The organism is Rhizobium johnstonii 3841 (genome assembly GCF_000009265.1).
Taxonomy (GTDB): Bacteria; Pseudomonadota; Alphaproteobacteria; order Rhizobiales; family Rhizobiaceae; genus Rhizobium; species Rhizobium acaciae.
This window is the reverse complement of the sequence record NC_008380.1, coordinates 181279-204123: the sequence shown is the minus strand read 5'-3', so window position 1 is coordinate 204123 and position 22845 is coordinate 181279. Positions and strand designations below refer to the sequence as shown.

Annotated in this window: 15 protein-coding genes; 12 read left to right on the top strand and 3 right to left on the bottom strand. The window is 61.4% G+C overall.

The window, feature by feature from the left end:
- Positions 1-5: 5 nt before the first annotated feature.
- From phnE (RL_RS00885) to RL_RS00860, 6 genes are all read left to right on the top strand, one after another.
- Positions 6-986, top strand: a complete 981-nt coding sequence (gene phnE / locus RL_RS00885; RefSeq protein WP_011649983.1) for a phosphonate ABC transporter, permease protein PhnE — start codon at positions 6-8, stop codon at positions 984-986.
- Positions 986-2338, top strand: a complete 1353-nt coding sequence (gene phnE / locus RL_RS00880) for a phosphonate ABC transporter, permease protein PhnE (protein WP_011649982.1) — start codon at positions 986-988, stop codon at positions 2336-2338. Before phnE (RL_RS00885) ends, phnE (RL_RS00880) begins: the two co-directional genes overlap by 1 nt.
- Positions 2339-2459: 121 nt before the next feature.
- A complete protein-coding gene (locus RL_RS00875) occupies positions 2460-3155 on the top strand; it encodes a DUF1045 domain-containing protein (protein WP_011649981.1) in 696 nt (231 codons plus the stop codon).
- A 13-nt stretch (positions 3156-3168) separates the two neighbouring features.
- Complete coding sequence (locus RL_RS00870; RefSeq protein ID WP_041936124.1) at positions 3169-4308, top strand: alpha-D-ribose 1-methylphosphonate 5-triphosphate diphosphatase; 1140 nt, start codon at positions 3169-3171, stop codon at positions 4306-4308.
- Complete coding sequence (phnN, locus tag RL_RS00865; protein WP_011649979.1) at positions 4305-4901, top strand: phosphonate metabolism protein/1,5-bisphosphokinase (PRPP-forming) PhnN; 597 nt, start codon at positions 4305-4307, stop codon at positions 4899-4901. The genes RL_RS00870 and phnN overlap by 4 nt, the downstream gene beginning before the upstream one ends.
- A 19-nt stretch (positions 4902-4920) precedes the next feature.
- Positions 4921-5424 (top strand): GrpB family protein, encoded by a 504-nt coding sequence (locus RL_RS00860; protein ID WP_011649978.1) that lies wholly within the window; start codon positions 4921-4923, stop codon positions 5422-5424.
- A gap of 35 nt (positions 5425-5459) precedes the next feature.
- Here the strand turns inward: RL_RS00860 and RL_RS00855 are convergent, their stop codons facing one another.
- Both RL_RS00855 and polA read right to left on the bottom strand, forming a co-directional pair.
- Entirely contained in the window at positions 5460-7805 is a 2346-nt protein-coding gene (locus tag RL_RS00855; RefSeq protein WP_011649977.1) for a DNA translocase FtsK, read from the bottom strand.
- Positions 7806-8079: 274 nt separating this feature from the next.
- Positions 8080-11079 carry a DNA polymerase I gene (polA, locus tag RL_RS00850; RefSeq protein ID WP_032993322.1) on the bottom strand — a complete coding sequence of 1000 codons (3000 nt, stop codon included), beginning with the start codon at positions 11077-11079 and terminating at the stop codon, positions 8080-8082.
- A 545-nt stretch (positions 11080-11624) separates the two neighbouring features.
- On the opposite strand from polA, the gene RL_RS00845 reads away from it, so the two are divergent.
- A complete protein-coding gene (locus RL_RS00845; RefSeq protein ID WP_003544385.1) occupies positions 11625-12041 on the top strand; it encodes a MarR family winged helix-turn-helix transcriptional regulator in 417 nt (138 codons plus the stop codon).
- Between the two features lie 110 nt (positions 12042-12151).
- Here RL_RS00845 and RL_RS00840 read toward each other — a convergent pair whose 3' ends face one another.
- Positions 12152-14536 (bottom strand): bifunctional diguanylate cyclase/phosphodiesterase, encoded by a 2385-nt coding sequence (locus RL_RS00840; protein ID WP_011649975.1) that lies wholly within the window; start codon positions 14534-14536, stop codon positions 12152-12154.
- A gap of 212 nt (positions 14537-14748) precedes the next feature.
- Between RL_RS00840 and RL_RS00835 the strand changes: the two genes are divergently transcribed.
- The 5 genes from RL_RS00835 (at position 14749) to dnaK (ending at position 22841) form a co-directional block, all read left to right on the top strand.
- Positions 14749-16137: a dipeptidase gene (locus RL_RS00835; RefSeq protein WP_041936123.1), complete on the top strand. Its 1389-nt coding sequence runs from the start codon at positions 14749-14751 to the stop codon at positions 16135-16137.
- A 428-nt stretch (positions 16138-16565) separates the two neighbouring features.
- Complete coding sequence (locus RL_RS00830) at positions 16566-17216, top strand: SH3 domain-containing protein (protein ID WP_011649972.1); 651 nt, start codon at positions 16566-16568, stop codon at positions 17214-17216.
- Between the two features lie 603 nt (positions 17217-17819).
- Positions 17820-18041: a hypothetical protein gene (locus tag RL_RS00825; RefSeq protein WP_003544378.1), complete on the top strand. Its 222-nt coding sequence runs from the start codon at positions 17820-17822 to the stop codon at positions 18039-18041.
- A 210-nt stretch (positions 18042-18251) separates the two neighbouring features.
- Entirely contained in the window at positions 18252-20588 is a 2337-nt protein-coding gene (locus tag RL_RS00820; protein ID WP_011649971.1) for a transglycosylase domain-containing protein, read from the top strand.
- 336 nt (positions 20589-20924) lie between these two features.
- Positions 20925-22841, top strand: a complete 1917-nt coding sequence (gene dnaK / locus RL_RS00815; protein WP_011649970.1) for a molecular chaperone DnaK — start codon at positions 20925-20927, stop codon at positions 22839-22841.
- The last annotated feature ends 4 nt before the right edge of the window (positions 22842-22845 follow it).

Below are 22845 nucleotides of genomic sequence, written 5' to 3'. Positions count from 1 at the left end.
CACATATGGCGCACTCAGCCGGCGCGGACTCTCTGAGCGGATTGCAGGAGGGCTCCCGCACCATCCTCGATCATTATCAGAGCCAGGTTCGAACGCGGCGGATCTATACCGTCGTTTCAATCGTGGTCTTCCTGATCATCCTCGGCGCCTCGCTCGACTTCGCCAACAGCGCCAATTCGGGCAAGTTCTTCGAGCGCCTTCCCTATTTCTTCGACTTCATGAAGAGCTTCGTGCCGGACAGTCCGCTGGAGATCTTCCGCGCCATGTTCGACCTGCCGTCGCCCTTCTCCGACGGTTCGATCAAATACGACTATACAAGCGACCGCGTGTGGATCACCGATAGTTTCTACATCCCGAATTTCTTCTACCAGCTCGCGATCACGCTCAACATCGCCATCGTCTCCACCATTCTCGGTGCGAGCGGCGCGTTCTTGCTCTGCTTTTTCGCTTCCACCAATCTGGTCGGTGCAGGCGTGACGCGCTGGGTCGTGCGGCGCATCATGGAAATCATGCGCGCCTTCCCGGAGATCGTAGTCGCCGGTCTTCTCGCCGCGATCCTGTCGATCGGTCCGATTTCGGCGATCATCGCGGTATGGGTCCATACTGTCGGCGCGCTTGGGAAGCTGTTCTTCGAAGTCGTCGAGAATGCCGACATGAAGCCGGATGAAGGCCTGCGCGCCGCCGGTGCCGGCTGGCTGGAGCGCGTGCGCTTCGCGATCCTGCCGCAGGTGTTGCCGAACTTCGTCTCGTACACGCTGCTGCGGACTGAGATCAACGTGCGCGCCTCGACGATTATCGGCGCCGTCGGCGGTGGCGGCATAGGCGAGGTCTTCAGCCTGTCGATCGGGCGCGACCATGCTGCCAAGACCTATGCGATCATCATCCTGCTGCTGATCACCGTCATTTGCGTCGACCAGTTCTCCGCCTGGCTGCGCCGCAGGCTAATCGGCAAGCAGTCCTTCGAATTCGGCCAGGGAGCAGCCTGATGTCCTCTGTTCCGACCATCAACGCCGCCGAGCGCGAACGACTGCTTTCCGCCTATCCGGACGTCTTCCATCGCAGCTTCATGCAGCGCTGGGGTCTGCTCCTCATTTCAGCTGCCGTCTTCGTTTACCTTGCCTTCTGCTTCGCCTTCTTCAACGTCATCCCCACCTTCGTGAACGGCAACTGGGACCGCGCGGCGATCTATGTCCAGGACTGGTATTCCTGGCGCGCCCAGCCACGCCTGCGTTTCCAGAACGATCAGGTCGTCCCCCAATGGACGAGCCGCCGCCAGTATCCCGAGGGCGCCGATATCAACTGGCTGAAGCCCAATGCCGACGGCAGCCGATACACCGTCACCTTCGGCAGCGACGGCGACCGAATGGAAGTGACGCCGAGCCGCGTCGACGTCTATATCGACGGCAAGCTCTATCCCGTGACCATCACCCACGATCGTGCCTCCCTGCCGTCCGATGCACCTGCCCGGATGCAGCAGGACGACAACAAGGTGAACGTCTATTACGGCTTCGCGGGACAGGCGGAAATCCGTACCAACCAAGTCTATATCCAGCGCCGCTTTCTCGGCTGGGCAAACTTCTTCTTCGATACGCATTCGCCCTTCTGGGGCCGCAGCCTGCCTGAGGTCGTCGGCCTGATGTTCTCCGGCGAACGGCTCGATCCGAACCAGTCCAATGCCTCGCTGGCGCTGGACAACTTCCTGAACAATGCAAGCTGGCAGCATGGCGACATCCTGTCGAAGTTGATGCAGACGCTGGTCATGGCCTTTGTCGGTACGCTCTTCGGCACGCTGGTCGCTTTCCCGCTTGCCTTCATCGCCGCGCGCAACATCATGCGCAGCCGCGCTGCGAACTGGGGCACGAAGCGGCTCTTCGATTTTCTGCGCTCGATCGACATGCTGATCTGGGCGTTGTTCTTCACCCGTGCCTTCGGCCCAGGGCCGCTTCCGGGCATCGCGGCGATCTTCTTCACCGATACCGGCGCGCTCGGAAAGGTCTATGCCGAAGCGCTTGAGAACATCGACGACAAGCAGCGTGAGGGCGTGAGATCGGTCGGTGCGGCACCGGTGGCCGTCCAACGTTATGGCGTCATCCCCCAGGTCCTGCCGGTGTTCATCTCGCAATCGCTCTATTTCTGGGAATCGAATACCCGCTCGGCGACCGCAATCGGCGCCGTCGGTGCGGGCGGCATTGGCCTCAAGCTGCTCGAATCCATGAAGACCAATTCGGACTGGGACAAAGTCGCCTATATGGTCCTGCTGATCCTCCTCGTGGTCTTCGCCTTCGACAACCTCTCGAATGCGCTGCGTTCGCGCGTGATGGGAAAAAAGGGCCACTGACGAACTGACCCCATCATCATTCTGTCACGGAAATCTTTTAGCCGGGAGCCTGCTTGCGGTTCGCCGCCAAATCACTGCACAGTGCGCTCCCCCCGTTTGGACGATCTCCAGGATAAAAGCCTTGCGCTACGCTCTCTATTTCTCGCCGCCGAAGGATGATCCCCTGACCGGCGCCGCCTCGCTCTGGCTCGGCCGCAATGCTTTCACCGGCGAGACCTATCCGGCACCGGAACATGAGCAGCTGGGTGCTGCAGAGCAGTTCGAGCTGACCGCCGACCCCCGCCGCTACGGTTTTCACGCCACGATCAAGGCGCCGTTTTCGCTCGCCTCCTCCGTCACCGAGAAGGATCTCATGACCGTTGCCGAGGATTTTGCCCGGCGCACGCAAGCCTTCGAGATTCCTGAACTCGTGCTTGGCCAGCTCGGCCGTTTTTTTGCCCTCGTTCCCGGTTCTCTTCATCAACCTCTTCAGGATTTCGCCGCGAAGGTGGTAAGGTCCTTCGAACCGTTCCGCGCGGCGCTTTCTGAGACCGATATGGCGCGGCGCAACCCGGAGAAGCTCAGCGACAGCCAGCGTGCCCATCTGAAGCGCTGGGGTTATCCTTACGTCATGGAGGATTTCGGCTTTCACATGACGCTGAGCGGCCAGGTGCCCGAGACACGCGCCGAGGTGATGAAAGCGATCCTGACCGAGCGGTTTGCCAATTTCACTGGCCGGCCGCTTTCGATTTCCGGCCTTGCCGTCTTCATCGAGGAGACGCGCGGCGCGCCGTTCAAAGTTCATTCCTGGCTGCCGCTTGCCGGCGCCAAAAGCTGAAAGACCTGACGCCATGAGCAAAGAGACCGTGTTTTCCAACGCCCGCATCGTTCTTGAGGACGACATCCTCTCGGGCTCTATCCTCATCCGCGACGGGAAGATCGCCGATATCTCCGAGGGCAACTCGGTAGCCGGCGAAGATTTCGAAGGCGACTATATGATTCCCGGCCTTGTCGAACTGCACACCGACCATCTCGAAGGCCATTATCAGCCGCGCCCCGGCATTCGCTGGAACAAGACTGCCGCTGTCCAGGCGCATGACGCCCAGATCGTCACATCAGGCATCACCACGGTGTTCGACTGCCTGCGCATGGGGGCGGACGAAGACGGCGGCTTCGAACATGGCGAGATGCGCGAGATGGCCGATGCCATCCAGTCGGCGGAGACGGAAGGCAGGCTGCGCGCCGAGCACCTCATCCACCTGCGCTGCGAGGTCTCGGCCGACAATGTGCTCGAACATTTCGCCGATTTCGAAAGCGACCGGCATGTGCGGCTCGTCTCGCTGATGGATCACGCGCCCGGCCAGCGGCAATTCCAGACGATGGATCAATATATTTTCTACTACCAGAAAAAGCGGGGCCTGAGCGACGAGGCCTTCGCCCGTTTCGTCGCCAAGCGCCAGGCAGAATCGGCGCGCAATTCGACGCCGCACCGCAACGCCATCGCCAAGGTCTGCGCCGAGCGCGGCATCACCGTGGCAAGCCATGACGATGCGACGCTCTCCCATGTCGATGAGGCGATCGACAACGGTGTGCGCCTGGCCGAGTTCCCGACCAGTTTCGATGCCGCCCGGGCATCACACGAGCACGGCATGAGCGTGCTGATGGGTGCGCCGAACATCGTGCGCGGCAAGTCCCATTCCGGCAACATCGCCGCCCGCGACCTTGCCGAGATGGGGGTGCTCGACGTGCTTTCCTCCGACTACGTGCCGCTCAGCCTGCTGCATGCGCCCTTCATCCTCGCCGACGAAGTCGAGAGCATCAGCCTGCCGAAGGCGATCGCCATGGTGACGTCGACGCCCGCCCGCACCGTCAGCCTCGACGATCGCGGCCGGATCGCAACGGGGCTGCGTGCCGATCTCGTGCGCGTCCACCGTTCGCACGGCGTGCCGGTGACACGCTCCGTCTGGCGCCAGGGACGCCGTGTCGCATGATGTCGCACGAACCCCACGCAGGAGCCGGAGCCGAGCGCGGCACCATGGTCGTCGTCGTCGGACCGAGCGGCGCTGGCAAGGACACGCTGATGAACCTCGCGGCCCGGCGTTTCAAGGGCCGCGAAGATGTGCATTTCGTCCGCCGCGTCATCACCCGTCACCGTGACGCCGGTGGCGAAGATCATCTATCCGTCTCCCTCCAAGGTTTTGCCGCCATGGAGCAATCAGGCTCCTTCGCCGTCTGGTGGGAGGCGCACGGCCTGAAATACGGCATTCCGGCCGAAATTTCGGTAGCGCTTTCGAAAGGCCACATCGTCGTCGCCAACGGCTCGCGCTCGGCGCTTCACCGCTTCCAGGCCGCCTTCCCGCGGCTGAAAGTCATCAACGTCACCGCCCGCCCCGAGGTGCTCGCCGGCCGGCTGGAGACGCGCGGCCGCGAGACGCATGAGGATATCATGGCCCGGCTTGCCCGCGGACCGCTGACGGTGCGCGGCGAATACGACGTGGTGGAGCTCGACAATAGCGGCTCGCTTGAGGAAGCCGAGCAGAAGATGATCGAGATCCTGAACGGGTTGCTGACCAAGACGCCCTGAACAGATCGAGAGGAAGGGCATGCGCGCCATCAAGGTGGTCGACTATGATCCCTCTTGGCCGCGGCTGTTTGCCGAGATCAGCGCGGAGGTCTCCGCTTTGCTCGGTGACCGCCTGCTTTCCATCGACCATATCGGCAGCACGTCGGTGCCTGGCCTGGCGGCCAAGCCGAAGATCGACCTTGCTGCCGTGATGATATCAGACGCCTTCCTGCCAGCGGCGATCGAGATCGTGCGCGCTGCCGACTTCGTCTTCCACGGCGATACCGGAGAGCAACGATGGGCCTTCACCCGCGATCATGACGGTTATGGGTTCAGGCTCTATCTTTGCGGACCCGATAATCGCGCGCATCGGGGCCGCATTCTGTTTCGTGATTATCTCAGGAATCACCCCGAGAGGGCCAAGGCCTATGCCGATCTGAAACGCCGGCTGGCTGCGGAGGCAGACGACGATTGGGATTTTTATACCGGCGGAAAGACCGATTTTGTCAGCGAGACGGTTCGGCTGGCTGCCTTGAAAACGTAAAACAGGAATCCGTCAGACGCCCTGGCCGCCGGCGATTACTCGCCGTCGCCCCGTCCCGATACGATCTCGCGCTTGCCGACATGGTTGGCCGGGCCGACGAGGCCTTCCTTTTCCATGCGTTCCACCAATGAGGCGGCGCGGTTGTAGCCGATGCCGAGGCGGCGCTGGATATAGGAGGTCGAGCATTTTTTATCGCGCATGACGACCTTGACCGCCTGTTCGTAAAGCTCGTTGCCATCTTCGGAGGCCATGGCGCTCTTGTCGAAGACGGCGCCGGCTTCTTCCTCTTCCGTCTCTTCCTCCTCGTCGGCGGTGACGGTATCGAGATATTCCGGGCGGCCCTGGGTCTTCAGATGGGCAACGACCTTTTCGACCTCGACATCCGAGACGAAGGGTCCGTGGACACGGGAAATCCGCCCGCCGCCCTGCATATGCAGCATATCTCCCTGACCGAGCAGTTGCTCGGCACCCTGTTCGCCGAGAATGGTGCGGCTGTCGATCTTCGAGGTCACCTGGAAGGAGATGCGGGTCGGGAAGTTTGCCTTGATCGTGCCGGTGATGACGTCGACAGACGGACGCTGTGTCGCCATGATCAGATGGATGCCGGCGGCTCGCGCCATCTGGGCGAGGCGCTGGATCGCGCCTTCGATGTCCTTGCCGGCGACCATCATCAGGTCTGCCATCTCGTCGACGATGACGACGATATAGGGCATCGGCGTCAGGTCCAGCGCCTGGCTTTCCTCGATCGGAGTGCCGGTGCCCTTGTCGAAGCCGACCTGGACCATGACATGGATGGTCTCGCCCTTTTCGCGGGCCTGGGCGACGCGGTCGTTGTAACCGTCGATGTTGCGGACACCGAGGCGCGACATCTTGCGATAGCGCTCCTCCATTTCGCGCACGGCCCATTTCAGCGCCATGACCGCCTTCTTCGGATCGGTGACGACGGGCGTCAGCAGATGCGGGATGCCGTCATAGACTGACAGTTCGAGCATCTTCGGGTCGACCATGATCAGGCGGCACTGTTCCGGCGTCATGCGGTAGAGCAGCGACAGGATCATCGTATTGATGGCGACCGACTTGCCGGAACCGGTGGTGCCGGCGACGAGCAGATGCGGCATCTTGGCAAGCTCGGCGATGACAGGCTCGCCGCCGATGGTCTTGCCGAGGCCGAGCGCCAGCTTGTAGCCGCTCTTCTCGAAATCCTGGCTCTCGATCATCTCGCGGAAATAGACGGTTTCACGCGTGACATTCGGCAGTTCGATGCCGATGACGTTGCGGCCGGGCACGACGGCAACGCGGGCCGAGAGCGCCGACATCGAGCGGGCGATATCATCGGCAAGGCCGATGACGCGCGACGATTTCACGCCCGGCGCCGGCTCGAATTCATAGAGGGTGACGACAGGGCCGGGACGGACATGGATGATTTCGCCCTTGATGCCGAAATCTTCCAGCACGCTTTCCAGAAGCCCGGCATTCTGCTCCAGCGTCTCCTGCGACATGATCTCGCCGAGGCGTTCCGGCGGTTCCTGCAGAAGGGCACGCGGCGGGAATTCATAGCCGGATGCGTCGATCTTTTCGGGCCTCGCGGCCAGGCGCGGCGACGGCAGGACCGCGGCGACGGGCGGCGTGCGCTGCGGCGCCGGCGCGGCTTGAGGGGCTGATGCGATGTGAGGGGCTGGCGCGAGCTGAGGCGTTGGCGCCGCCTGAGGTGCGAGCATGACCGGTGCCTCGACAGCAATGCGCCTGGGCTTTTCCAGGGATATTGCGGCCGCAGGGCGCACGGCAACCTTCGCGGAGACCGCGGCGGGCTGTGGGGCCGGGCGGGAGACGACTTGAGCGGGGGCCGGCCGGCCGGGGCGCCATTCCATGATCCGGAACAGCGACGTGATCGATTCGGGCGAGGTCTCGGTCTTCGGGAACGATATCAACGGCGGCGCGCGAACCGGCTCTGCCTCTTCGAAGGCCATGACTTCCCAGAAGGCGAAATCCGAAATGGAGGAAAGCTCGGCGCTGGCGCGGAAAGCCGGCGCGGCGGCCTCATCAAGCAAAGGTGACTGCTGCAGTTCGATCCTCTGCGGTGCTGCGGAAATTTCGTCCGGCTCCGGCAGATAGATATCGAACGGGACGTCGACGGCGACCGGCTCTATCCGTATCGCCTGCTGTCCAATCTGCGAATCATCGCGAACCGGCTCATTCGGCGCGCGCCGCCTGCTGATCAGCGTTTCCGGCGTGCGGGTGAAACGGACATTCGGCGCGAGGGAAAAGTTGCTCTGCCAGATGGGTGCCGCCGGCTTCTCCCCTGGGTTTTCCTCCGGAAGGTCCGTTTCAATCTCGCTGGAAAAATCTCCGGCATCCGTCAAATTGGTTCTGGGAAAACGCATGCGTCCGCTACTCACTCATGCTTTGCAAATTACGACCCTACCGGGATAGAAAAGGAAGGTTAATAAGTTCCTTCCTGCCGTATCGTTCCGATACGACCCCTTGGGATAAATCGCTGCACTTTCAATGAGTTCTGGCAGTGAGAAAAATCTTTGCCAATTTTGGGGAGGCGCTCTGAAGCGCGTCGCAATCTTTTAGATTCGCACGTCGCGCTTTAGGCTTTATTTCCACACATGTCGTTGTCGCAAACCGCTGCACAGTTTTGCGCGACATGCTTTAGTGTGCCTCGTCCCAATTGGTGGCGGCGCGTGCATCGACCCTCAGCGGCACGCGCATTTCCAGCGCCGGCATGGTGGCGTTTTCCATGACCGAGACGATGACCGGCATCGCCTTTTCGACATCCTCGTCCTCGACCTCGAAGATGAGTTCGTCATGCACCTGCAGCAGCATGCGGACGCGATCGGCAAGGCCGACTTCAACAAGCGCCGGCTCTATCTTGATCATTGCCCGGCGAATGACGTCGGCAGCCGAGCCCTGGATCGGCGCGTTGATGGCCGCACGCTCGTTAAAGGCACGCACGGATGGATTGGAAGAGCGGATTTCGGGATAGTTGATGCGGCGACCGAAGATCGTTTCGACGTAACCCTTGTCGCGCGCCATGGCCTTTCGGCTTTCCATATAGTCGCGGATGCCGGGGAAACGTTCGAAATACTTCTTGATGTAGTCGCCGGCTTCCGAACGCTCGATCGAAAGCTGATTGGCAAGCCCGAAGGCCGAGATGCCGTAGATGATGCCGAAATTGATCGCCTTGGCGCGGCGGCGCACCTCGCCCGGCATGCCTTCCACCGGCACGCCGAACATTTCCGATGCCGTCATGGCATGGATGTCGACGCCATCTTCGAAGGCCTTGGTCAGTTGCGGGATCTCGGCCACATGGGCAAGCACGCGCAGTTCGATCTGGCTGTAGTCGGCGGAGATCAGCTTGTGGCCAGGCGTCGAGATGAAGGCGGTGCGGATCTTGCGGCCTTCTGCGGTGCGCACCGGAATGTTCTGCAGGTTCGGCTCGGACGACGACAGACGCCCCGTGGTCGTCGATGCCAGCGAGTACGAGGTGTGGACCCGCTTTGTCTCGGGGTGAACGTAACCCGGAAGCGCGTCGGTATAGGTGGATTTCAGCTTGGTGACCTGGCGCCAGTCGACGATCTTGCGCGGCAATTCGAAACCGGCGGCGGCCAGATCCTCGAGTACCTGGGCGGAGGTGGACCATTGGCCTGTCTTCGTCTTGCTGCCGCCGGAAAGGCCCATCTTGCCGAACAGGATATCGCCCAGCTGCTTCGGCGAACCGATATTGAAACGCTCGCCGGCCAGCACGTAAATCTCGTCCTCCAGCCTTGCTGCACTCTGGGCCAGCTCGCCGGAGAGGCGCGACAGGATCTGCCGGTCGACGGTGATGCCGCGCGCTTCCATGCGCGCCAGCACCGGCAATAGCGGCCGCTCCAGCCGTTCATAGACGCTGGTTAATCCCGCCGCCGCCAGCCGCGGCTTCAGCACCAGCCAGAGGCGCAGCGTCACGTCGGCATCTTCGGCGGCATAGTGGGTGGCGCGGTCGATATCGACCAGATCGAAGGTGACATTCGCCTTGCCGCTGCCGGCCACGTCCTTGTAGGGGATCGGCGTATGGCCGAGGAATTTTTCCGAGAGCGGGTCCATGCCATGCGCGCCGGTGCCGGCATCGAGCACGTAGGAGATCAGCATCGTGTCGTCGAAACTCCTGGTCTCGATGCCGTAGCGCTTCATCAGCAGGTAATCGTATTTCAGGTTCTGGGCGACCTTGAGAATAGATTCGTCCTCCAGCAATGCCTTCAGCCGCGCCAAGGCATCGCCCATCGGGATCTGGTTTTCGGCAAGGCCGCCGCCGAGCAGATCGCCGACGCCGTTCTTATGGACGAGCGGCACATAGGCGGCGCGGATCTTCGTGCCGGTGGGATCGGCCGTATTGTCGGCGATCGCCAGCGAAAAGCCGACAAGCTCGGCCTGCATCGCATCCAGCGAGGTGGTCTCGGTATCGAAAGCAACGAGGCCGGTGGCGCGCGCATCGGCGATCCAACGGTCGAGCGTCGCCAGATCGCGGATCGTGACATAGGCCGAATGATCGAAGGGCAGCGTCGCAAAGGCCTCGGCCCGCGCCTTGGCAAGATCGGCGGGCGAAAAGGCGCCTTCGACGGCGGTCTTTGCCTTTGCACGCGGCGGCACCGGCACGGATTCGCCGGAAACGTCGGGGATGCCGCCGGCAACGGGCTCGGGCTCGGCCGCATCGAGATCCGGGCCGCGGGCCTTCTCACCCCATTCGATGCGGACGATCGCCGGCTCGATGGCGCTGGCATCGCAATCGCAGGCTTCGGCGACGCGGCGCGTCAGCGTGGTGAATTCCATCGTCTTCAGGAAGCCGATCAGCTTCGGACCGTTCTGCGGTTCCAGCACCAACGCGTCGAGATCGAGATCGAGCGGCACATCGGTGCGCAACCGCACGAGGTCGCGCGAGAGCCTGGCCATATCGATATTGGCGAGGATCGTCTCACGGCGCTTGACCTGCTTGATCTCGGTGGCGCGTTCGAGCAGCGTATCGAGATCGCCGTATTCCTCGAGCAGTTGGGCGGCGGTCTTCGGGCCGATGCCGGGAATGCCGGGAACATTGTCGACCGAATCGCCGGTCATCGCCTGCAGGTCGATCATCTTTTCCGGCGGCACGCCCCATTTCTCGACGACATCGGGAATGCCGATCTGCTTGTCCTTCATGCTGTCATACATATGGACATTGGGGCTGACGAGCTGCATCAGATCCTTGTCGGAGGAGACGATGGTGACATCGGCGCCGGTCGCTTCGGCCTGGCGGGCATAGGTGGCGATGATGTCGTCGGCCTCGAAGCCCTCGGTCTCGATGCAGGGCAGATTGAAGGCGCGAGTCGCCTCGCGGATGAGGCCGAATTGCGGGATGAGCTCCTCCGGCGGTGCGGAACGGTTCGCCTTGTAGGCGTCGTAGAGATCCTTGCGAAACGTCCTGGCGGAATAATCGAAGATGACGGCAAGATGTGTCGGCGTCACGCCGACATCGGTATTGCGCGCGTCCCTCAGCAGCTTCCACAGCATGTTGCAGAAACCGGACACGGCGCCGATCGGCAGGCCGTCGGTCTTGCGGGTCAGCGGCGGCAGTGCATGAAACGCCCGGAAGATGAATCCGGAACCATCGACTAGGAAGAGGTGATCGCCTTTTTTCATGCGTGCATGGATAGCGCGGGCATGGGACGAGGTCCATATAGAGTTCGGCATAAAGTTCGGCGCGCGAAAAGGATTATGGCGCTCGGAGCGTCACACAGCGCCGCGCGTCTTTTCGGACGTGCAAAGGACGCTGAGCACTTGGCGTTGCTGCATAATTTTATCCTTCCATCGATTCCGATCTCAGGAATTGTGCGGCAGAGATTCCGGCTCACCAAACTGTTACCGATTTGTAACGATCGCCCTCCCTTGAAAAACCACATTCTGAGCCACAAATCCATGTCACCGGCGCTTGATCGCGTCGCGGGTCTGATTACCGGCTTGTCCCCCGCCGCGTCAGGCTTGGACAAAGGCCTTATCCCCCTCTCCGGGCCTTTGTCCCCACTTTAAAGTCGCCATGGCCAACCTCCAGGCCATGGCGACTTTTGTTTTTTCGAGGCACTCGAAATTCTGCTCGCCGCTTGCATGTTTAGGAGCATCGTATGCGATTTGCTGCATTGTCTCCGGCATGGTTTTGAGCCTAACTTGCAATCATGGGATTTAACCGCATGGATTCGGGAGCCTACCTTGCCAGCCAGCTGGCGAAGGGTTTTGCCCGCTCGCTGCACCAGCGCGCGGTCGGGCTCGGTTTTTCTCCGGGGCAGTTCCCCATTCTGCTGGAACTCTGGGCCGAGGACGGGCTGACCCAGAAACAGCTTCTCGAGCGGGTCGATATCGAGCAGGCGACCATGGCCAATACGCTTTCGCGCATGGTCCGCGACGGGTTGATCGAGCGCCGTCCGCATCCGTCCGACAAGCGGGCGCAGCTGCTCTTCCTGACGCCGAGGGCGCGCGCCATGGAGGCCGAGGCGATCGAGACCGCGCGGGAGGCCGATCTTGCGCTGTTTAAAGGTTTCCGGGTTTTCGAGCGTGAGCTGACGCTTGAATATATCCGCCGGCTTCTGGAAAACGCCAAGGCGCTCTGACCACTGCATAATTCCTTAAATCGGAATCGATTTGAGGATAGAATTATGCAGCAGTCCAAAAGTGTTACAGCGTCCTTTGCGCGTGTGAAAAGACGCGCGGCGCTGTAAGATCACTCACCAGCACCCTGTGCGCGTCGCAATGAGGACACGCCGGTTTCGATCTGCGCGGTCAGGACGTTTTCGTGAGCGGCAAGCTTGATGCTCGGCTCGATATCCGGCTTGCCGAGTAAAAGGCCCTGCACTTGCGCGCAACCTTCCTCGACGACTATCCGGCGCTGCATCTCGGTTTCCACCCCCTCCGTCACGACAGGCATGCCGAGGCTATGACCAAGGCCGATGATGGCGCGCACGATCGAGCGCGCCCCCGCATCATGTTCCAGCACGCCGGTGAAACTGCGATCGACCTTGATCTTGTCGAAAGGGAATGAACGCAGGTTGGAAAGCGAGGAAAAACCGGTGCCGAAATCATCCATGACGATGTGCACGCCGAGCTTGTGCAGCCGCAGCAGCGTCGTCATCACCCGGTCGCGATCGCGAATGAGGGCCGCTTCGGTGATCTCGAGCTCCAGCCGGCTGGGCGCAAGCCCGGTTTCGGCAAGGATCGCCTCGATCCGCTCGCAGAGGTTCGGCAGCATGAATTGCACCGGCGAGAGATTGACGGCGATCATCAACGGCAGCGGCCAGCGCACAGCCTCCCTGCAGGCCTGCTGCAACACCCATTCGCCGAGTTGGACGATCGAGCCGCTTTCCTCGGCGATCGAGATGAAGATATCGGGCTCGGTCAGGCCGTGACCTGGCCGGTTCCAGCGCATCAGGGCCTCGTAGCCGCCGATCTCGCCGCTCAGCGCATCGAGGATCGGCTGATAGCTGACATGGATCTGGTTGCGGATGATCGCATGGCGCAGTTCGCTTTCGATCTGGCGGCGGTTCCGTGCCGCCTTATCCATTTCCGCGTCGAAGAAACAGATCTTGCCGCGACCGTCATGCTTGACGCGGTAGAGTGCAGTATCGGCATTGTTGCAGAGTTCTTCAGCAGCAGCGCCATCCGTGGGATAGAGTGCGATGCCGACGCTGACGCCGACGGCGGTCGGGTCGCGCGCCGTGTCCATCTCGGCGGCGAATTCGCCAAGGATATCAGCCGCAAGCTTTTGGGCCGCCGCCGGCTGCTGCCCGGCGAGCTGAATGATGGCGAATTCATCGCCGCCGAGGCGAGCGACTGTATCGCTTTCATCGGCCACGCGGCGCAGGATCGAGGCGACCTTGCGGAGAATACGGTCGCCTTCGGCATGGCCGAAGATATCGTTGACGGCCTTGAAGCGATCGAGGTCGAGATAAAAGAGGGCAACCTCGCTGTTCTTTCGTTCGGCCATCTGCAGCGCCTGCCGGATGCGGGTATCGAACAGCGACCTGTTCGGCAGATCGGTGAGCACGTCGTGGTGGGCGAGATGCTCGATCATCTCCTCGGCCTGCCTGCGCTCGGTGAGATCACGCACCGCCAGCACCTCGCAATTGTGCCCGCGATAGACGATCCTGCTCGCGGTCACTTCGACGGCGATCTCCCTGCCGTCCCTGGTGTTGAGCACCGTCTCGCTGGGTCTGTTCTGCCCAGTCCCCTGAACAGCGGTCAAAACAGCCGAGGGCGCCTTGCCGGAAAGACCGGCAAGCTTCCAGCCGGAAAGCCCCTGGAAGCGTTCATTGGCATCGATGATCCGGCCTTCCCGCAGGATCAGCAGCCCCTCCTGCGAGGCATTCGCGAGCCCCTTCAGATCCGTCAGGTGGCTTTCGATAAAGACCACCGCGAGCGCAATGAGAATGAGCGTCGTCGCCGCCACAACGACGATCGCAGCAAGCAGGCTGGCATCGAGTACCGTTGCCGGAACCTCTTTGCCGGGATCCGGCACGAGCGTGATGCTAGCCATCGAGATGAAATGGAGAGCGCAGATCGCGAGGACGAAAGTGATTGACGAGGCGAGGAGCCGCCTCAGTCCCTTCGATTGGAAAAAGGCGTGGAAGGCGGCGCTCGACAACAGCGCTCCTGCGAGAACCGCACTCAGCGTCATGAAGGGATCATAAAGGATTGCCGCCTGCGTTTCGATCGCCTGCATGCCGGTCAGGTGCATGGAGGCGATGCCGAGCGCCATCAGGACGCCGCCGCGGATGCGAGAAAACCTGCCGCGGCTTTCCGAAGCGACGAGGATTGCCGCCCACGAACCGACAACCGACAGGAGGAAAGAAAGCGCCGTCAGGCCCAGTTGGTAGCCGATCGGCATGCCGCCGTCATAGGCCAGCATCGCGATGAAGTGCGTTGCCCATACGCCGGTGCCGAAAGCAAAAGCCGAGGCGCCGATCCAGAGCTTGCGCCGCCCGGCATCGCATTCCTGGGCGCGGGAAAGCAGCAGCATAGCCGCCATAGTGCCGACCAGGCAGACCGCCGCCGCCGCAAGCACCAGCCGCCAATCGTGGTTGTCCCGAATACATGTAATGACCGAAAACATCCGAACCTCGCACAGCTGAATTCGGTCAAGCTATTTAGGTTGTACTAAATAACTGTAAATTGAATTAGAATTCACTTTTATATTATCCGGCAAATCTTCCTGATATTGGTCTATGCCCCACCGGTCTTTCGCGCCGACGATTTTTGTTTTTCCGCCTCGCCTGCCTTTCTGGTTTGGTCTATCGTCCGGCCGAATTTCAAAAGGAGTCGAAAATGACCGATGTAAACCAGGTGCTTGCGCGCGCGGATCAGAACCTTTCATCGAGCCTCGACAAGCTGTTCGAACTTCTGCGCATCCAGTCGATTTCCACCGATCCCGCCTATAAAGCCGAATGCCGAAAGGCCGCCGAATGGCTCGTCGCCTATCTTGAAGGGCTAGGCTTTACGGCCTCGGTCCGCGACACGCCCGGCCATCCGATGGTGGTCGCCCACCATGCCGGCGCTTCCGCCGATGCGCCGCACGTTCTCTTCTACGGCCATTACGACGTTCAGCCGGTCGACCCGATCGAGCTCTGGGAAAACGACCCCTTCGAGCCATCGATCAAGGATGTCGGCGAGGGCCGCAAGATCCTGACCGGCCGCGGCACCTCCGACGACAAGGGTCAGTTGATGACCTTCGTCGAGGCTTGCCGGGCCTATAAGGAGATCAACGGCGCGCTTCCCTGCCGCGTCACCATCCTCTTCGAGGGCGAGGAGGAATCCGGCTCGCCGTCCCTGAAGCCCTTCCTCGAAGCCAATGCCACCGAGCTCAAGGCCGATTATGCGCTGGTCTGCGATACCGGCATGTGGGACCGCGACACGCCGGCGATCGCCGCAGCGCTGCGCGGCCTCGTCGGCGAGGAAGTGATCGTGACGGCCGCCGACCGCGACCTGCATTCCGGTCTCTTCGGCGGCGCGGCCGCCAATCCGATCCATATTCTCGTCAAGGCTCTTGCCGGTCTGCATGACGAGACGGGCCGCATCACGCTTGACGGCTTCTATGAAGGCGTCGAGGAAACGCCCGACAACATCAAGGCGTCATGGGAGACGCTCGGCAAGACCGCGGAGAGCTTCCTTGGCGAAGTCGGCCTTTCCATCCCATCCGGCGAAAAGGGCCGGTCGGTGCTGGAACTCACCTGGGCTCGGCCGACCGCCGAAATCAACGGCATCTGGGGCGGCTATACCGGCGAAGGCTTCAAGACGGTGATCGCCGCCAAGGCTTCGGCCAAGGTTTCGTTCCGCCTCGTCGGCACGCAGGATCCGGCCGCCATCCGCGAGGCTTTCCGCAGCTATATCAGCTCGAAAATTCCCGCCGATTGCTCGGTCGAGTTCCATCCGCATGGCGGCTCGCCGGCGATCCATCTTTCCTATGATTCGCCTGTTCTCACCAAGGCGAAGAACGCGCTTTCCGACGAGTGGCCGAAACCCGCCATCGTTATCGGCATGGGCGGGTCGATCCCGATCGTCGGGGATTTCCAGAAGATGCTTGGCATGGAATCGCTGCTCGTCGGCTTCGGCCTCAGCGATGACCGCATCCACTCGCCGAACGAGAAATACGAGCTCGTCTCCTACCACAAGGGCATCCGCTCCTGGGTGCGGATTCTTGAGGCGCTCGCTGCCTGAAGGAAGATGCGCCAGGCAAAGTCGCAAGCAACAAAAAGGCCGGTTCGACCCGGCCTTTCGTCATCCGCTCATCTCAGTGCCAGTTCATCCGTGGTCAAGGAGCAAGCGGGTATTGCAATGAGACTGCCGCCGAAAGGTTAATGGGCCGTTAACGGCGCTTGCTCAATGGAATCGCACGGCCCGACCGCGCTTAAGGTCCACGCATTTGCGATTTCACAGGGCCTATCGAGAACGCGATATTGCGTCACAAAATTCCCCCCGTTCAAGCTGCGTTCATCACCACCGGAGTATAAGCTATTGAAAGACAATGAAAATAGTGGCGCTCTAACAAATGCGAGCGATCGCTCCATGTTTTGTTCCAGATGGCATATGCCAAGAAAACGCAGCCAAGCGCTGCTTGAAAAACGCGCCAACGAGGAGTGAGAAGCGTGAAAAATCTCATTGTTAAAGTCGCTGCGGCCGCCATGCTTGTGCTGGCTCCGGCCATAGCGCAGGCCGCCGAGGGCTACTCGACGGCGAACGTCAACATGCGTGCGGGTCCAAGCACCCGATACCCTGCTGTCGCAGTCGTGCCCGCCGGTTCCTCCGTCGAAATCCGTGGATGCCTTTCCAACGTCAACTGGTGCGACGTCGAATTCTATGGCGGCCGCGGCTGGGTTTCCGGCCAATACGTGCAAGCCGTCTATCAGCAACGCCGCGTCTATGTCGGCCCGCAATATTACCGTCCGCTGGGCATTCCGATGGTCAGCTTCAGTGTCGGCAATTATTGGGATCGCTACTATCGCAACCGTGATTTCTACCGCGAGCGCGACCGCTGGAGTCGTGGCCCGGACTATTACTACCGCGACCGCGTTTACCGGGATCGCGACCGGGACTGGAGCGACGACAAGCGAAGGGACGACCGCAGAGACGATATTCGCCGGTCGGACCGCCGGGATAACGACAACAGAGGCAACACCAGGAGTTCGGATTTCCGTGACCTGCCGCAGTTCAATGGCGGCAAAGCCGACACCTACAATCGCCCGGACCCCAGGGCTTCGCCCTTCGTCTGCCGCCCGGGCGATCCGTCCTGCGACTGAGATATCGCGGGCGGCAGCAATGCCGCCCCCATCTCAAGATGCAGCTCGTCCTGTAAACAGAGCCTACCGCATAATTGAAAATGTTACGGCATCCTTTGCACGTCTTGAAAAGACGCAGCGCTGCCAAAAAAAGCCCGGCGCTCCCATGAGGGGTGCACCGGGCCTGATGTCGATCGGCGCGCGTTGAGGGGAGACGGCCGATCATTCGCGGGACGTGAGGGGCTGTCCCGCTTCTTCATAAACAATCGCGAGGCCTATTGGTTCCGCCTGCTGCATAATTCCTTGAAGCAGAGCCGATTTGAGGAGACACTATGCGGCAATTCAATGTGTTACAGCCTTTTTTATGTCTCTCGAAAAGACGCGCGGCACTAAAAATGCGTCGTATCACCCGTGATTCACGTGACGCACTTCAGGTCTTTTTTTCATGAGCGTGCGAATTGGCCGGTGAGCGCAAGATAAGAGCCGCCGAGGAAGCATCGGTCCTCGAATGCGGTCACCGACAATTTGATGTGAGGCCATCGCGAAGCTCTTGTCTTGCGGGATTGTTTATTGCACTTTTGTGAAGTTGCGGATTGATCTTAATCCGTTCGAGGCTGGACCCTGATGACGCAAGACTACCTGGCTTTCCTCGGGCTTTTTGCCCCTCGGGCAGCCGCCATAGATGTTACCGTTTGGCATAAACACAATCCGATCCTGCCAGTACGCCTTACCGATGGGGCGAACCTCAACCCTTCCGGTCAGATCTGGCGCCGCTTTCATCTGGGCGAGTGGGAATATAAGCAGGACCCGGAAACGCTCGACGATTACGAGGCCCGGCAGTTCTGAAGGCCAAGCTGTCGCCCGGCGTGATCTGCTTTACTTTCCATTATTAATACCCCGTTAAATCGCCGCATTTACAGTTCAGTCGGATGATCACGGCGGCACTCAAAGTGCTCCAGCGTCCTTTGCGCGCCTGAAAAGACGCGCGGCGCTGCAGAAGAGCGCCGTTATGCGAAGCTGACTTCGCGATCGAACATGGGGTGTGACCGGTCCGCGATGGCAGGCAGAGGCAGATCAGGCGACAGAATAGAACCCTCCTTCAGCGGCCGCCCGGCGCGCGACGATGACGAATTCTCGCTCGATGCCGACGATCGCATCGCCGGAGGCCGATCTCAGCGCCGCGGCGGCTCGAAACCCCCGCCGCAGCGCGCCGCCCCCCGACGGCGGCGCGAGCCGCCGGAGCGTGAAGGCGGCGGGTTTTTCGGCTTCATGCGCCGCGTGATCTACTGGTGCGTCGTGCTTTTCATCTGGGCCGGCATCGGCGTTGCCGGGCTCGTGGTCTATTATGGCTCTCGCATGCCGAGCGCCAGCACATGGGCGATCCCGGAGCGGCCGCCGAACGTCAAGATCACCGCTGTCGACGGCAGCGTCATTGCCAATCGCGGAGCCACCGGCGGCGAGGCGCTGTCGCTCGAAAACATGTCGCCCTATATTCCAGAAGCCGTCATCGCAATCGAGGATCGACGTTTCTATTCGCATTTCGGCGTCGATCCGCTCGGCCTCGGCCGGGCTATCGTGACCAATCTCACGGCTGGCCACATGGTCCAGGGGGGCTCGACGCTCACGCAGCAGCTTGCCAAAAACCTCTTCCTCTCGCCTGAAAGAACGCTGGAACGCAAGGTGCAGGAGGTGCTGCTCTCGCTCTGGCTGGAGCAGAAATACACCAAGGACCAGATCCTTGCCATGTATCTCAACCGGGTGTTCTTCGGATCGAACGCCTATGGCGTCGAGGCAGCCTCGCGCCGCTACTTCAACAAATCGGCGCGTGACGTAAACCTCGGCGAGGCCGCTGTGCTGGCCGGCCTGCTCAAGGCGCCGTCGCGGCTTTCGCCGGCCCGCGATGCGGAAGCTGCGAATGCACGCGCCCAGCTCGTGCTCGCGGCGATGCGCGAACAGGGTTTCATCACCGATTCCGAGGTCAAGACGGCGATGTCGCAGACCCCGGCTTCGGCCAAGAGCTACTGGTCCGGCGCCGGGCACTATGTCGCAGACATGGTGATGGACGAGCTGCCGGGTCTGATCGGCGACGTCAAGGAAGATGTCATCGTCGATACGACCATCGACAAGTCGCTGGAAAAGAAGGCCGAGCAATCGCTGGTCGACATACTCGACAAGGAGGGCGGCAAGCTCGACGCCTCGCAGGCCGCCCTCGTCTCGATCGACGGCACCGGCGCGATCCGAGCGCTCGTCGGCGGCAGGGACTATGCGACGAGCCAGTTCAACCGCGCCGTCAAGGCCAAACGCCAGCCGGGTTCCTCGTTCAAGCCCTTCGTCTATGCCGCAGCACTCGAAAAGGGGCTGACGCCCTATTCAGTGTTCAACGACGCGCCGATCCGGATCGGCGACTGGACGCCCGAGAATTACGAGAAGAAATACAATGGCGAAGTGACGCTGGCGACTGCGCTTGCCAAGTCGCTGAACACCGTGGCCGCCCAGCTGGTGATGTATGACGGGCCGGATCAGGTGATCAAGCTTGCCCACCGGCTCGGCATCGAAAGCGAGCTGCAGCCGAACGCCTCGATCGCGCTCGGCACGTCCGAGGTTTCGCTGATGGAACTCACCGCCTCCTATGCCGCCTTCATGAACGGCGGCTACAAGGCGACGCCGCACGTCATCCGCCGGGTGACGACGGCCGAAGGCAAGGTTCTCTACGAAAATACCTATGACAGCCCGCCGCGCGTGCTGTCCGAGCAGATCGCCGCCGAAATGGATGCGATGATGATGGGCGTCATCGACAACGGCACGGGCAAGAGCGCCAAGATCCCCGGCTGGCAGGCGGCGGGAAAGACCGGCACGACGCAGAATTCGCGCGACGCGCTCTTCGTCGGCTTCACCAGCAACCTCACCACGGGTGTCTGGTTCGGCAATGACGACGGCAAGCCGATGAAGAAAGTGACCGGCGGCGGCTTGCCCGCCAAAGCCTGGAAGGAATTCATGATCGCCGCCCACAAGGGTCTTTCGCCGGCGCCGCTCTTCGGCAACGGCCAGTTGATCGCCGATCCGAACAACGGTCAGCCGATGGCTGAGGCACCGGGTAATGGGCAGTTGGGCAGCGGGCAACCGATGACGGCGGAGGCGCCGCCATCGACGATCGGCGGTATCATTTCCGGCGTCTTCGGCGGCAACGACAATGCAAACCGCTATCCGCAAGCACCTGTCCGGCAGCAGGCGGCGACCTCCGGCAGCGGCCCGGTTCCGCCCGCAGACATTGCCGAAGGCGGCGGTTCTGGCTATGAGGGCATGGTGCCGCCCGGCGATGTCGGGGGCGCGCAGACCACCTCTTCCGTCCAGCCGCGGCGCACGACGCTGCTCGATCTGATCATGGGCCAGTGAGATCTTTGCTGCATGCCCGGCACAAGCCCGATGCTCTTAAGCGCGCCGCAATCTTTCAGATTCGCGCCTCGCACTTTTGCGCAACATGCCCTAAAAAACGACCGCTTTCCGGAGATGGGGCGACCTCTTTCCCGGCTACTGTAAAAATTGAACGCAACACATTCGTTTTGCTGGATTCCGGGCCATTTCTCGCCTTGCAGTCCAGAAAACCGCTCCTTATATACGCCGCATCACCGCAATCACGATTGCGTAATCTCAAGTAGACCCATCCCGTAAGGGGCTGTCAGGGAAATGCCTTCTCGGGGTTCCGACAGCTTGCTTCAAGGAGAGAATGACATGGCAAAAGTAATTGGTATCGACCTTGGAACGACGAATTCCTGCGTCGCAGTCATGGACGGCAAGGACGCGAAGGTTATCGAGAATGCGGAAGGCGCGCGTACGACCCCTTCCATGGTGGCATTTTCCGATGATGGCGAACGCCTCGTCGGCCAGCCGGCCAAGCGCCAGGCAGTCACCAACCCGACGAACACGCTCTTTGCGGTCAAGCGCCTGATCGGCCGCCGCTACGAAGATCCGACCGTCGAGAAGGACAAGCACCTCGTTCCCTTCACCATCGTCAAGGGCGACAATGGCGACGCCTGGGTCGAAGCCAATGGCAAGGGCTACTCGCCCGCACAGATTTCCGCGATGATCCTTCAGAAGATGAAGGAAACGGCCGAATCCTATCTCGGCGAAAAGGTCGAGAAGGCCGTCATCACCGTTCCCGCCTACTTCAACGACGCGCAGCGCCAGGCAACCAAGGATGCCGGCCGCATCGCCGGTCTTGAAGTCCTGCGCATCATCAACGAGCCGACTGCTGCGGCTCTCGCCTACGGTCTCGACAAGAAAGAAGGCAAGACGATTGCCGTCTACGACCTTGGCGGCGGCACCTTCGATATTTCGATCCTCGAGATCGGCGACGGCGTCTTCGAAGTGAAGTCCACCAACGGCGATACCTTCCTCGGCGGTGAAGACTTCGACATGCGCCTCGTCGAATATCTCGTCGGCGAGTTCAAGAGAGACAACGGCATCGACCTGAAGAACGACAAGCTTGCCCTGCAGCGCCTCAAGGAAGCTGCGGAAAAGGCAAAGATCGAGCTTTCGTCCTCGCAGCAGACCGAAATCAACCTGCCGTTCATCACGGCCGACGCCTCCGGCCCGAAGCATCTGACGCTGAAGCTGACCCGCGCCAAGCTCGAAAGCCTGGTCGACGATCTCGTCCAGCGGACGATCGCGCCGTGCAAGGCAGCGCTCAAGGATGCCGGTGTTACCGCTGCCGAAATCGACGAAGTGGTTCTCGTCGGCGGCATGAGCCGCATGCCGAAGGTACAGGAAGTCGTCAAGCAGCTGTTCGGCAAGGAGCCGCACAAGGGCGTCAACCCGGATGAAGTGGTAGCGCTTGGCGCCGCCATCCAGGCCGGCGTTCTGCAGGGCGACGTCAAGGACGTCCTGCTCCTCGACGTGACGCCGCTGTCGCTCGGCATCGAGACGCTCGGTGGTGTCTTCACCCGGCTGATCGAACGCAACACGACGATCCCGACGAAGAAGAGCCAGACGTTTTCGACCGCCGAAGACAACCAGCAGGCCGTGACCATCCGCGTTTCGCAGGGCGAGCGTGAAATGGCTGCCGACAACAAGCTGCTCGGCCAGTTCGACCTCGTCGGTCTGCCGCCGTCGCCGCGCGGCATGCCGCAGATCGAAGTCACCTTCGACATCGACGCCAACGGCATCGTCCAGGTTTCGGCAAAGGACAAGGGCACCGGCAAGGAACAGCAGATCCGCATCCAGGCTTCCGGCGGTCTTTCCGACGCCGACATCGAGAAGATGGTAAAGGATGCCGAAGCCCATGCAACCGAGGACAAGAAGCGCCGCGAGGCCGTCGAAGCCCGGAACCAGGCCGAAAGCCTGATCCATTCCTCGGAAAAGTCGCTGAAGGATTATGGCGACAAGGTTTCCGAGGCCGACCGCACCGCAATCTCGGATGCGATCGCCGCGCTGAAGACGGCGTCGGAAGCGTCCGAGCCCGATGCCGACGACATCAAGGCCAAGACCCAGACGTTGATGGAAGTGTCGATGAAGCTCGGCCAGGCGATCTATGAGGCACAGCAGGCCGAAGGCGGCGCTGCCGGTGATGCTTCTGCGGAAAGCGGCGACAATGTCGTCGATGCCGACTACGAGGAAATCAAGGACGACGACCGCAAGAAGTCCGCGTAATCCG